The 12,546-nt window shown below is 69.9% G+C and carries 9 protein-coding genes and 3 pseudogenes; 7 read left to right on the forward strand and 5 right to left on the reverse strand.

Features of this window, described 5'->3' with window-relative positions; all coding sequences use genetic code 11:
- Positions 1 to 55: 55 nt before the first annotated feature.
- Positions 56 to 1,222: a DUF808 domain-containing protein gene (locus tag KZ829_RS18800; RefSeq protein ID WP_220145214.1), complete on the reverse strand. Its 1,167-nt coding sequence runs from the start codon at positions 1,220 to 1,222 to the stop codon at positions 56 to 58.
- 157 nt (positions 1,223 to 1,379) lie between these two features.
- On the opposite strand from KZ829_RS18800, the pseudogene KZ829_RS44555 reads away from it, so the two are divergent.
- A pseudogene (locus KZ829_RS44555) lies at positions 1,380 to 1,820 on the forward strand (HAD domain-containing protein); the annotation flags it as partial.
- Between the two features lie 126 nt (positions 1,821 to 1,946).
- Positions 1,947 to 2,429, forward strand: a pseudogene (locus KZ829_RS44560) (GrpB family protein); the annotation flags it as partial.
- On the opposite strand, the gene KZ829_RS18810 reads toward KZ829_RS44560, so the two are convergent.
- On the reverse strand, positions 2,421 to 3,338 hold the full coding sequence (locus tag KZ829_RS18810) for a hypothetical protein (RefSeq protein ID WP_220145216.1): 918 nt from the start codon (positions 3,336 to 3,338) through the stop codon (positions 2,421 to 2,423). The pseudogene KZ829_RS44560 and the gene KZ829_RS18810 sit on opposite strands and share 9 nt — an antisense overlap.
- Positions 3,339 to 3,869: 531 nt before the next feature.
- Between KZ829_RS18810 and KZ829_RS18815 the strand changes: the two are divergent.
- Together KZ829_RS18815 and KZ829_RS18820 are read left to right on the forward strand one after the other, a co-directional pair.
- A pseudogene (locus tag KZ829_RS18815) lies at positions 3,870 to 4,085 on the forward strand (DUF4158 domain-containing protein); the annotation flags it as partial.
- Between the two features lie 163 nt (positions 4,086 to 4,248).
- A complete protein-coding gene (locus KZ829_RS18820; protein WP_220145217.1) occupies positions 4,249 to 4,458 on the forward strand; it encodes a hypothetical protein in 210 nt (69 codons plus the stop codon).
- Between the two features lie 71 nt (positions 4,459 to 4,529).
- Here KZ829_RS18820 and KZ829_RS18825 read toward each other — a convergent pair whose 3' ends face one another.
- On the reverse strand, positions 4,530 to 5,132 hold the full coding sequence (locus KZ829_RS18825) for a hypothetical protein (RefSeq protein ID WP_220145218.1): 603 nt from the start codon (positions 5,130 to 5,132) through the stop codon (positions 4,530 to 4,532).
- A 371-nt stretch (positions 5,133 to 5,503) separates the two neighbouring features.
- Between KZ829_RS18825 and KZ829_RS18830 the strand changes: the two genes are divergently transcribed.
- Together KZ829_RS18830 and KZ829_RS18835 are read left to right on the forward strand one after the other, a co-directional pair.
- Positions 5,504 to 6,760 (forward strand): sensor histidine kinase, encoded by a 1,257-nt coding sequence (locus KZ829_RS18830; protein WP_220145219.1) that lies wholly within the window; start codon positions 5,504 to 5,506, stop codon positions 6,758 to 6,760.
- A 27-nt stretch (positions 6,761 to 6,787) separates the two neighbouring features.
- Entirely contained in the window at positions 6,788 to 7,459 is a 672-nt protein-coding gene (locus KZ829_RS18835) for a response regulator (protein WP_220145220.1), read from the forward strand.
- 301 nt (positions 7,460 to 7,760) lie between these two features.
- Here KZ829_RS18835 and KZ829_RS18840 read toward each other — a convergent pair whose 3' ends face one another.
- Positions 7,761 to 9,347 carry an OmpA family protein gene (locus KZ829_RS18840; RefSeq protein ID WP_220145221.1) on the reverse strand — a complete coding sequence of 529 codons (1,587 nt, stop codon included), beginning with the start codon at positions 9,345 to 9,347 and terminating at the stop codon, positions 7,761 to 7,763.
- Positions 9,348 to 9,728: 381 nt separating this feature from the next.
- Positions 9,729 to 11,303 carry a TnsB C-terminal domain-containing protein gene (locus KZ829_RS44565; protein WP_308285560.1) on the reverse strand — a complete coding sequence of 525 codons (1,575 nt, stop codon included), beginning with the start codon at positions 11,301 to 11,303 and terminating at the stop codon, positions 9,729 to 9,731.
- Between the two features lie 189 nt (positions 11,304 to 11,492).
- Here KZ829_RS44565 and KZ829_RS18855 point away from each other — a divergent pair, with 189 nt between their 5' ends.
- Positions 11,493 to 12,503, forward strand: a complete 1,011-nt coding sequence (locus KZ829_RS18855) for a tyrosine-type recombinase/integrase (protein WP_220145223.1) — start codon at positions 11,493 to 11,495, stop codon at positions 12,501 to 12,503.
- Positions 12,504 to 12,546 lie beyond the last annotated feature (43 nt).

A 12,546-nucleotide genomic window follows, 5' to 3' on the forward strand; every position in this document is an offset into this window, starting at 1 on the left:
CGAAACGGCCCGGGACGCCACCCTCATTGAGGGCCTCCCGGGCCGTTTCTCGTGCTTATGGCTGCTTGCTGCCCGTACCGGTGTCGTCCTCGGTCTTGGTCTCGACCTCGGCCACGCTCGGTGCCGGCGCCGTCGGTGCGGTCTCGGCCACCGGCTCGGTCGCGGCGTCAGCCTCGGCCTTGGTTTCCGCAGGAACCGGGGCCGGGGTCACGGGCTGTTCGCTCGTGGCTTCCGTGGTCGCGGCTTCCGCGGTCGCGACAGGAGCAGCGGTCGGCGCCGGCTCGTGCTTGTCCTCGGCGGCGCCGTGCGACCTACGGTGGAACGTCAGGCTCATGAACAGCACGATCAGCGCGCCCACGATCAGGCCGGCCACCGCGCTGGCGAAGGTGTTGACCAGCCAGCCGACCACACCGCCGAGGGCGCCGGTCGCGTCGTGGGCGGCGTCCTCCATGTGGTGAACGGATTCGTACAGCGGGTGGAAGCCCAACTCGTCGATACCGGCCAGCAGGATGTGACCGCCGACCCACAGCATCGCCACGGTGCCGATGACGGTCAGCGCGGTCAGCACCTTCGGCATCGCCTTGACCAGGCCGCGACCGAACTTGGCGGTCGCCTTACCGGGCCGCTCGGCCAGCATCAGACCGGCGTCGTCCATCTTCACGATCAGGCCGACCACGCCGTACACGAGCACCGTCATGATCACCGCGACGACCGACAGGATGATCAGCCGGTTCCAGAACGTCTCGTGGGCCACCTCGTTCAGCGAGATCACCATGATCTCCGCCGACAGGATCAGATCGGTACGGATCGCGCCGGAGATCAGCGTCTTCTCGTCCGGCTGCGCCTCCTCCTCGGCGTGCTCGCCGTGGGCGATCCGCTCCCAGATCTTCTCGGCGCCCTCGTAACACAGGTAGGCGCCACCGATCATCAGCAGCGGCGTCAGCAGCCCCGGCAGGAACTGGCTGAGCAGCAGGATCACCGGCAGGATGATCAGGAACTTGTTGCGCAGCGAGCCCAGGGCGATGCGCTTGACGATCGGGATCTCACGTTCCGCGGCCAGCCCGCGCACGTACTGCGGGGTGACTGCCGTGTCGTCGATGACCACACCGGCGGCTTTCGTGCCGGCCTTCGCGGCAGCGAGCCCCACGTCGTCGATCGACGCGGCGGCCGCACGAGCCAGGACCGCCACATCATCCAACAGGGCCGCGAGTCCAGCGCTCAAGGAAAGTCCTCCCCAATCGGCAACCGTATGTGCAGTCTCATTCTCGTTCAGAGCCGCAGACGACGGATGACCGCCCTCCGCGTCACCCGGCCGATGCCCCGAAAAGCACTCGATCACACCTTTACCGGATAGGGTGCCGAATGTGACGGACAGCCCGCTGATCTTTCTCGATGTCGACGGCCCGCTGATCCCGTTCCGGCCGCGACCCGGCGCCGCCGACACCCCGCAGCAGGAGTGGCTGCACCGCCTCGACCCGGCCGCCGGCCGCCGCCTGCTCGCCCTCGGCGCCACCCTGGTCTGGGCCACCACCTGGATGGAAACCGCGAACGAGCAGGTCGCACCACGGATCGGCCTGCCGCCGCTGCCGGTCGTCCCGTTCCCCGACGACGACCACCTGCCCGGCAACGGCCTGCACTGGAAGACCATCCCGCTCATCCTGTGGGCCGCCGGCCGTCCGTTCGTGTGGCTCGACGACGAACTCACCGACACCGACCGCGGCTGGGTCGCCGACCACCACCCCGGCCCGGCCCTGCTGCACCGGGTCGACCCGTTCACCGGCCTCACCGACGACGACCTCGCCCGGGTCGAGCAGTGGCTGCGGACCGCCCGGCCGCGGCGGACGCCACCGATGCCGCCGCCGTCCGTGCGGCTCACCCCCGAGCAACTGGCCCGCCGCACGGTCGGCCCCCGGACCGGCGACGTGCCGGTAAAACCCATCACCATCAGCGCGTACGACCCGGGCTGGCCGACCCGCTTCGCCCGCGAGCAGACCCGCATCCGCGCCGCGCTCGGCACCCGGGTCCTGGCCCTCGACCACGTCGGCTCCACCGCCGTACCCGGACTGCCCGCCAAGAACCGCATCGACATCGACCTGATCGTCGCCGACCCCGCCGACGAGGACACCTACGTCCCCGACCTGACCGCCGCCGGCTACCAGTTGCGCACCCGCGAACCGCACTGGTACGAGCACCGCTGCCTGTGGACCCCCGGCCACGACGTCAACCTGCACGTCTTCGGCCCCGACTGCGACGAACACCTGCGCCACCTGATCTTCCGCGACTGGCTGCGCACCCACCCCGCCGACCGCGACCTGTACGCCGCCCACAAGTTCGAGGCGGCCGCCCGGCACCCGGACTCGGCCTCCGCCTACGTCCACGCCAAGGGCGCCGTGGTCCGGGAGATCCTCCAGCGCGCCGGCCTACGCTGACAGCCGCCACACCCCGGTGCACTGCCCGTCGTCGTGATGGACGTCGCCGGTGAACACGCCCGGCGCGAGCCCGAACAGCGGACCCTCCACGGCCGCCCCGGCGGGCACCGGCGGCAGATCGATCCAGGCGACCGGCCGCAGATCACGGTCACAGAGCAACGGCCCACGCCGGTAGTCGCACAGCACCACCCGCTCGTCGTCGAGGTAGAACCCGTACAGCTCGATCCCGTCGCCGAGGGCATCCAGCCGGGCCAGCGGCGCCCGGTCCGGCCAGCTCCACACGGCCGCCTCATCGTCGAAGCTGGGATGCGGCGTCATCAGCAGCCGATCCCCCGCCGGCGCGAAATCCGCCGCGATCACATCCTCGGCGAGACGCTCCACCACCAGAGCGCCGTCGACGACCCGGGCCAGGCAGACCACGCAGCCGTCTTGCCCCAAACCCGCATTCAACAAAACCGAGCCATCGTACGGGTGAGCGCACACGTGCACACCCGCGCCCGCCACGTCGAGGCCGGCCCGGTCCAGGATCCGCCCGTCCGCACCGACCAGGTACGCCCAGTTCTCACTGTCCCGCGCGGTGATCAGCACCTGCCCGCCCGGCAGCAGCGTGGCGGAGTCCGCCGCGGCGATCGCCACCTCGTACCGGTCATCGCCGGCCAGCAGGGTGACCGCCCGCTGCCCGGCGACCACCACGACGTTCAGCCCGGGTTCGGCGGCGAGCAGCCGCACCCGGTCCCCGACGTCGGCGCTCCTTCGCCGAACCGGCCGCAGCCGCTCGTCGAGAGCCTCCACCGCACCGTCGAGCAGCCGGAATCGCGGACCCGCCCCGAGCAGTGCGGGCGCGAGATCCCGGCTGATGTCCAGCTGCGGCGGCACCAGTTCGAGAAGTTCAGCGCTGACACGTCGCATGTGTTCATCCTGTCAGCCGCGACAGCACCGAGATCTACTGGTCCGCTGCAGCGGTGGAGCGCTGTCAGCGGGGTGGCCTGCTCCACGGTGGCCACGATTCTTGCCCGTCACGGCCGGCGGCGCCGGCCGTGGACGGGTCGCGGCCGCGTGCCAGGTCTCGCTAATCATGGCCGGAAGAGGTGCCGCTGATCTGCGGCGGGTCACTTCGTTTGAGAAGTTCTGCGGTCGGTTCTTCTCACTTGAAGTGGCCGATTTCGGGGCTGCGATCGGTTCCGTAGTAGCCCTTCAGGGAGGAGAGGCGGGTGCTCTCGAATCGTCCGTGATGGTTGATGACCCAACGGTGCAGGGCGTCGAGGGGATAGCGGATGAGACTGCGTTCGGTGGCCCCGGGTGCGTTGGGCGACGAGGCGGTAGAACTTCCGGTGGCCCGCGGTCGTCGGCGCGACCGCGCCCTCGGGGACTAACGTTCGGGAAAGTCACGCTAACCAAGATCAAGCGATAACCGTCGATAGTGGCGGTCGTTGATGTGGCGTGAGAAGTTTTCTGACTCCCGACGAAGAGGTGGTCTACGGCCGGTTCACCGGCCCGCCGGAGCAGGCGGTCCTCGAACGGTTCTTCTTCCTGGACGACGCGGACCGAGACCTCATCGCGTCCAAGCGCGGTGATCACAACCGGCTGGGGTTCAGCCTGCAACTGGTGACGGTTCGCCATCTCGGCCGGTTCCTGGAGGATCCGCTCGACGTGCCGAGAGTGGTGGGGTAGTCGTCGACAGGGATGACCTCGTCGCCTCCGGCCGGGTAGCGCGGATGGATAAGCTGCCAGCCGCTGCTGGTGTGGTCGAGGGTGACCGCCGGGGCGCTGCCGTACCTCATGCCGCCCGCGCACACCGCCGAAGCGCGCCGGATTCTCGGTGACGGGCCGTTGCTCGTACCCGAGCAGAAGATCTTTCTCGGGTCCGACGCCGTGGTGGCCCGCGCTGACCGGGCGCCGCGCCCTGCGGTTCTATCTGGCGCTGCCGGACCACACCAGGCAACTGCTCCGGTACGGCCTGGACGAGCCGGATCTGACCGGTGAGGGCAGGTACCGGTTCATCGACGTGATCCTCGGCCTCACCCCGTAGCCGTCGACGGTGGTGCCGGGTGGCGGAGACCGATGGCCGCCACCCGGCCGCAATGGAAGTTCGGCTTCCCGTCAGCAGGGGAAGACGAGTTCCACGTTCGCCCAGTTGCCGGTGGCGTCGAAGGAGTATGACGGACGCGTCACGAAGACACGTTCGCCGGACTTGGCGTACATCACCGCCCGGGTTCCGCGAGTCTGGTCGTTCACCCAGGAACCGCCGCTGGTGAACTTTGACACGTCGTAGTAGAGGCCGCAGCCGTACATGCCGATCCGCGTCCCTTTGTAGTGAGATTTGCTGTAGGCACAGAACCATCCCGAATACTTGACGCCGTCGAGGCAGGGGTCGGCGGCCAGGGTCGTGGCGTCACCCGCGGTGAAGTCGCGGGGGTGGTCCTCGCCGGGAATGGCGACCAGGATCGCACCGGTGCCATTGAGGTCGATCTTGTTGAGCGACACCTGCCGTCCACCGCTTCCGGCGAGGTAGCGGTTCACCTCGGCCTGCAACGCGGCGCTCTGGGCCCGGCTCAGATGCGCGGCTCTCGCCTGCGCGCTGAAGGCGGTGTCGGCCGTGGGGGCCGCCGTCGCGGCGGTCGGCGGTGCCATGGCGGCGGCGATGCCGGCCATGGTGACGACGGCTGTGATCATCACCCGTCGGATGCTGGTGACAGCACGCATGACTACTCCTTCGGTAAAGGCGGACACACCGCATCGAACGACGGGCCCCCCGTTGTGCCGATACCGGCAAGATTGAGAACCGTCAATCGTTAGGCGGTGACTCGACGGTAGGCGCCGCGCTCGGCGATGGCGTCAGACCAGGGCGGTATCGTCGCGGTAAACCCCGGTCGCAGCAGATGCGCCAGGATGCCGCGCCGGGTGCAGCCGCAGGCGGATCGGCTGTCCCCACCGATGGCCGGGTGCCCGCGAATCGCACTGTCCGCAAGGCGAAACCGCCGGTAGGGAGCGGTGCCAGAGGGTAAACCGCTGCGGTAGACCGGCTACCGCAGCGGTATGACGACCTTTCCGCGAGCGGCGGCTACCGTACAGCGATGCGATCGCGCACGGCACTGGTACAGCAGGGTGCGCGGATGTCGGCGCGGGTCACCGACGTGATCGACCGGCGGCCGCTGCTCGTCGACATCATCGCGGCCGCCGTGGTCGCCGCGGTCAGCCTGATCCTCGTCTCCGGGGAGCAACCGGATGAGATGCGGCCGTTCGACGAGCTGGCGCTGGCGCTGACCTGCGCGATGGTCCTGCTCCTCACCGCCCGCCGGCGGGCGCCCCTCGCCATCGCCGTCGGATACTCCGTCCTCTGGTTCGGATATGTGGCCCTCGGCTACTGGCCGGTGGTGAACAGCCCCGGCGCCATGCTCGTCGTCTACACGGTCGCGGCGAGCCGGTCGACACGGTCCGCCGCGGTCGCCGCGACACTGTTCGGAGTCGTCTGGACCTACGCCGGATCGCGCAGCGGTCAGATCTCGCTGCAGATCGCCATCGCACAGAGCATCGGGTGGATCGGGGTCATCTGGCGGGTCGGGTACACCGCCCGGCAACTGTCCGAACGCAACCGTCAGCTGGCCCTGTTCACCGTCGAACTGGGTCGCGAGCAGGAGGACCGGGCGCAGCGGGCGGTCCTCGACGAGCGAATGCGCATCGCCCGTGAACTGCACGACGTGGTCGCCCATCACATGTCGGTCGTCTCCGTTCAAGCCGGACTCGCCGCGTTCGTGCTGGAGACCGACACGGTCACCGCACGGGCCGCGCTGCGGACGGTGCTGCACACCAGCGGAGAGGCGTTGCAGGAGATGCGGCGGATGCTGTCGCTGCTCGACACCGGCCCGGACGCCGACGAGGAGACAGCCGGCGCGTACGACCCGGCGCCCGGCCTCGACCGCTTGGACGACCTGGTGGACCGGGTCCAGGCGGCCGGCGTGCCCGTCGAGGTGACGGTCAGCGGGGATCGCCACCGGCTCGCCCCCGGCGTGGATCTGTGCGCCTACCGGGTCGTGCAGGAGTGCCTGACCAACGTCATCAAGCACGCTCCGGGGGCCCACACCACGGTGCGGCTGCGCTACGATCCCGACCGGCTGACAATCCACGTGGGTAATGGCGCCATCGATGTCACGGCGGGTGTCCCGCATGCCGATCCGGGCGGTCACGGCCTGGCGGGAATGCGGGAACGCGCCCGCCTCTACGGTGGCGCGCTCACCGCCGGGCCGCGTCCGGGGGGCGGCTTCGAAGTGGTCCTGGTCCTGCCGACCCCCGTGGAGATGGGGCCGTCGGCGGACACGAGCCCGCCCGGGTGACTTGGCCGGCCGACGAGGGAGAGACTGATGACCGGTGTGCTCGTCGTGGACGACCAGGTCCTGATCCGTGCCGGGCTGGCGGCCCTCATCGACGCGGCGGAGGACCTGCACGTCGTCGGTCAGGCCGCGAACGGGCAGGAGGCGGTGGCCGCCGCCGCGGCGATGCGCCCCGACGTGATACTCATGGACATCCGGATGCCCGGCCTCAACGGTGTGGCCGCCACCGAGCGGATCCTCTCCACAGCCGACCCGAACCCGCCACGGATCATCATTCTCACCACCTTCGACCTGGACGAGTACGTCTACGCCGCGTTGCGTGCTGGCGCGAGCGGGTTCCTGCTCAAGGACACCCCGCCGGAACGGCTCATCGCCGCCATCCAGCTGATCGCGGTCGGAGATCTGCTCTACGCGCCGACAGTCATCCGGCGGCTGATCCAGGCGTACGCCCACAAGCCGCAGCCGGGATCGGCGCCGGTCGGGTTGGATGTGCTGACCGCCCGGGAGGTCGAAGTGCTGCGCCTGGCCGGCCGGGGCCTGAGCAACACCGACATCGCGGTACGGCTGACGGTCAGCGAGGCGACGGTCAAGACGCACCTCAACCGGGTGATGACCAAACTGGACCTGTCCAGCCGGGCACAGGCGGTCGTGGTGGCGTACGAGAGCGGACTGATCACCCCCGGCCGCCCCGCCGACTCCTGAGACCCGAGGGCGGCCAGTGTCCCGCAGATGAAACCCACGACCGTGTACATGGCGAGCATCGCGCCGGGGCTGTTCATCGCCGGCCGATACCCGGCGATGACATAGACGGCCCACAGGCCGGCGTACCCGGTGAAGACCGCTGACGGCGCCCGCCGGTGGGCCGTGAGCAGCAGGACCATAGCGCACGTGAGGACGAGGGCGAGCTCGTCGAATGGCTGGTTCTCCGTGGGCTGCCGCCCGATGACCAGGATCAGGCTGACCATGGCGACCGCCGGCATCGGGACTGCGCGGAGGGCTCGTCTCACCCGACCCGGAGGCCGGAAGTCTTGATCATGGTGTAGCCGCCCTTGGTCCACGGGAACCAGACCTCGACGGTGCCCACCTCGGGCGGCAGCTCGTATGAGGCCGAGTACGTGCTGCTCTCCCCGGGGTTGAAGGCCGATTTGGCCTCACCGGTGCCCACGGTCGTGGTGCACAGGCACTGGCCGCTGGACGCCGTGAGCGGGTAGTGCCGGGTCTTGGTCGCCGGATCGACCAGCAGGACACCGCCGACGGTGAACGCCCGGTGCGGGGAGAACTGTCCGTGGATCTGGATGAAGATCTCGAACTCGGAGGAGACGTCGACGGGCGTGGATCCGGTGTTCTCCACCGTCCACACCAGGGTTGTCAGCCCGGAGGCGTCCCGGTGGAGCCCGTTGACCCGGGCGACGAGGCCGCTGCCTGTTCCGCCCGGGAAGGTGGCCGTGGCGAGGGTGGGCGCGGCGCCCTCCGGCGACCGGTACGGCATACCGGCCGCCGGGGACGCCGGCGTGGGCGCGGGTCCGGGCACGGGCCGGATGAAGGCCACGGTGACCCGGCGGTTCTTGCGCCGTCCGGCCTCGTCGGCGTTGGACGCCACCGGCTCGGCGGACCCGTGACCGGCCACCTGAAAGGTGACGCCGGGACGGGTCACCAGTGTCTTCAACCGTCCCGCAACGGCCTCGGCTCGCCGCCGGGACAGCGGTTCGTTGATCGCGTCGTTGCCGGTGGTGTCGGTGTGCCCGTCGACCTTGACAGCCGTCGCGGTGGAGGCGTTGATCTGCCCGGCCACCTTGTCCAGGGCCGCGGTCGCCTGAGCGGTCAGATCCGCCTTGTTCAGAGCGAACAGGACGTCCGACGACAGCCGTACGGAGCGGTTCTCGGCGCTGTCGGTGACCGATTCCACGTCCCCGTCCGACTGGCTGGTGACCGCAAGGATCCGGGGAGCCCGTAGCCGGGCGGTCGCGGGGTCGGCCCGCAGGTCGGACGGCGTTCCCACCGGCCCGGACCCGAGCGTGACGTCCTGGAACGGCACCGTGAGGGGCATCGTGACGGTCACCCGGGTCACATCGGCCGGTGGCGCGGGGAACATCGCGTAGAGCTCGGCGGACTCACCGGGCTTCAACAGCCGTGAGAACGTCGACGAGCACAGACATGTGCCGTCCTCCGTGCTGAGCGGCAGATAGAGCTTGTTGTGCACCGGATCGAGCAGCCCGGCGCCGCTGACCGACAGGGACTCGCCCCACGGTCCGGGGTCGCCGTTGAAGAGGGGCTCCTCCCCGAAGGTGGCGGTCAGATCGATCGTCCCCCCGCCGTCGTTCACCACGCGGAAGCGTGCGGTCACCACCGTGCCGGCCGTCCTGCTCACCGCGACGAGATCTACGTATGCCGGGCCGAACTCGTGCGACATCGGCTCGGTGAGCAGCGGCGCGGCCGGACCCGGGTCCGCGCTCGAGGCCGCCGTCGCGCTCGGGCCGGACGGCCCGCTGCTGTCGCCTCCGCCGGCAGGGCTGTCCGGGCCAGTGCAGCCGCCCAGGACGAGGACCGCCACCACGACGCCGATTCCGGTGAGCTTGCCTCGTCGAACCACGCTGTTCCCCCTCGGGTCCTCGCCCTCGTTCGCCGGCGGGTGTGCGCCGCGCTGACGAGCCTACGAACGGCCGGCGGAGGTGTCGTCAACCCGGAGATTGGTTTGCCGTACCGCGGAAGTTGCAGGGCCCGCGCGGCGCGGCAGAATTTTGCGTCGCCCGCATCTTTGCGTGACACGCATAGATCATGATGCCGGGGCCCTTGTAGCGCTGGTGCCACTCGTTCTCTGGGGGTCGAGCGCCACCTGGGCCTAACTGATCTGCGTTTGAACAGTTCACGGGCTGTCTGGAGTCGACGTTATCGGTGCAACAGATGTGGTGCACGCACGACGCCCCGAGGCTCGCTTTCGACTTCGTGCAGGTTCTGCCCGGAGACGTGGCGACTACACGAACATGTCGAGCAGCGGTTCGAGGACCTCGGTCCGTTGTTCGTCGTCGGCGGTGAGCAGGGCGGCTTGGACGCGGTCATGCAGCCGGTTCCACATGTCCTTGCCAATGTCCGCGTTGATGCTGGAGAGCAAGCCGAGAGCCTCTCGGCTGACTTCCCAGTTGCCGGTGATGGCCAGGTCGACGAGCAGTTCCAGGATCGGGTCAGATCGGTGTAGCTCACCAGGCGTCGCCTTCCTCGAACGCGTCGAACAGCCCGAATGGCTCCACCCCGGCCAGCGCCCCCGCTTCCGGCTCTGGGACCGGCTCGGACGGTGCGGGCAACGCCTGGACGGCCCGCTCGTCGACGAGGTCGTGCAGGTCGTCCTCGACGTCGCCGGGTGCGGCAGCGGCGCCCGGGTGGGCAGTGCGTTGACGACCTGGTCGCGGGCCAGCACCCGGCGTTCGCGGGATGGGCCCTGCTCAGCCCGGGCCAGCAGCCCGGCCAGCACGACCGCGACGGCGGTCTCGTTGGTGTCGTCGACACCGCGCCCGGCGGCGGCCCGCCGCGCGTAGCGCCAGGTGAACTCGGCGAACGGCTGCCGGACCAGGCTGTGATGGGTCCACGGGACGGTGACCCAGCAGTCGCGGCGGGTGTCGCGGACCCAGATCCGGGACACGTCGTAGGGGTCGTAGTGCACCTCCGCCCGGTTGCCGCGGCCCGGGTCCAGCGACGGCTGACCGCGGCAGGCGCGCAGCTCACGGCAGTTGTAGGTGCGGTAGCCGATCTGGATACCGGCCTCGCCGATCATCCGCCATTCCACCGGCAGCAACTCGATGTAGTCGTCACCGGTCAACGTGATCGGCACGTATCCGGCCGCCGCGACCATCGCGGCGTAGACATCGTTCGGTGAGGCCGCCCGGTCCGGGCTGAACGGATGCCGTAGCCCTTCGTGCGGCCGCGATTGCCACCCGGCGATGACCCATTCGTCGAGCAGTTCCTGTAGCTCACCGATCGACCACACCGCCCGGTCGGCGACATCGGTGCCGCGCCGGGTGACGTCGCGGCCGGTGTAGCCGGGCACGTGCTGGCAGAACAGCGTGTTGATCGACTCGAAGGTCCGTTCGACGTGCGGCTTGTCGCTGCCGGTCTTCGGCCGGGCCGGCTGCACCGAGATCCCGAGTGTCCGGGCCGCGCGGGTGAACGCCTCGGACACGAACACCCGCCCGTGATCGATCACGATCGTCTCCGGGACGATCACCGGTTTGGCCGCCACCAGCTCCAGCCGCCGGTCGATGTCGACCAACCGCGCGAACGGCAGCCGCGACGCCGACATCCGCAGCACCTGATCCCAGCCCGGCCGCATCGGCTCCGGCACCATCATCCGGGCCAGGAGCAACGCCGCATCGACCGCCTTGGCCTTCTCCGGGCGCAGCACCGCTGCGCAGATCGTGCGGGTCGCAACATCGACCGCCATCACCAGCTCAGGCCGGTCCATCACGCCGTCGTCCATCATGGCCATCACGTCGAGCGTGGTGCCGTCCATCTGCACCTGCTCGCCCGGCCGGGCCGCGACCACCGCGGTGAACACCGCATCCGGCCGGCCACCTCTCTTGAGAACTCACAGTCAGGCCGATGCACCGGGTGTGCATCGCCTCCCGCATGGATTATCGGATTAGGATTATCGGTAATCCAGTAATTAATGCCGAGATTCCACGGGCGATCCCCCGCCGCGAGACGCGTTAAATAATGACCGTTATCCGTCAGGTAGGATCCTGGCGTGACAGACGAACCACATGGCACAGTCGGCAGTGAACTCGTCGCGACCGACCCGGCCTCGTTGCCCGCGACGGCGATGCCCGCGCCGACCCGGCTCGCGGAACTGACCACGATGTGGCTGAGCCGGCAGCGGTCCGCGCACACCCGCACCGCGTACCGGCGGGACCTCTGGCAGTGGGGTGACTGGTGCGCGGCCACCGGTCGCAACCCACTGACCGCCCGGGCCGCCGACCTCGACGCGTGGATCGTCGAGCAGCGGGCGACCGGTGCCCGCGGCAAACCCGCCGCTGAGTCCACGATCGCGCGTCGGCTGTCCGCGGTCGCGTCCTGGTACGACTATCTGGTCGTCAACACCGCCGCCGACCCGGAGCCGCTGATCCGGCACAACCCGGCGCAGGCGGCTGCCCGGCCGCGCATCGACCCCGACGACAGCAGCACCGTCGGCCTCGACCGCCCCGAAACCGACCGACTGCTCGCTGAGGCGCGCACGGACTCCCTGGCCGCCCACGCCCTGATCCTGCTGCTGCTCGTCGCCGGCCTCCGGGTCGGTTCGGCGATCGGTGCCCGAATCGAGGACCTCGGCCACGACCGCGGCCACCGGGTGCTCAACCTGACCGTGAAGGGCGGGCGCCGCCGCCGGGTCCCGCTGCCGCCGGCGCTGTCGCACGCCATCGACCTGATGCTGGCCGAACGCGGCACCCCGGCCGACGGCCCGCTGTTCCTGACGCCGTCCGGCCTGCCGATCTACGAGCTGTACGTGCACCGGCTGATCCGCCGGCTCGCTCGCCGCGCTGGGCTGGCCGCGGCGAACGAGCTGAGCCCGCACTCGCTGCGCCACACCGCGATCACCGAGATCCTCGACGCCACCGGCGGCGACCTGCGCCGGGCCCAGGACTTCGCCGGCCACGCCGACCCGCGTACCACTCGCCGCTACGACCGGCGGCGGGACCAGCTCGACAACCACGGCGCCTACCTGCTCGCCGGCCGCTTCGGCGGCACCGAGCCGGGCTGATCATCGGTACGGACGGTTCCGTCAGAACGATTCTCCTGAGATT

This window comes from Actinoplanes hulinensis (genome assembly GCF_019429605.1).
GTDB lineage: Bacteria > Actinomycetota > Actinomycetes > Mycobacteriales > Micromonosporaceae > Actinoplanes > Actinoplanes campanulatus.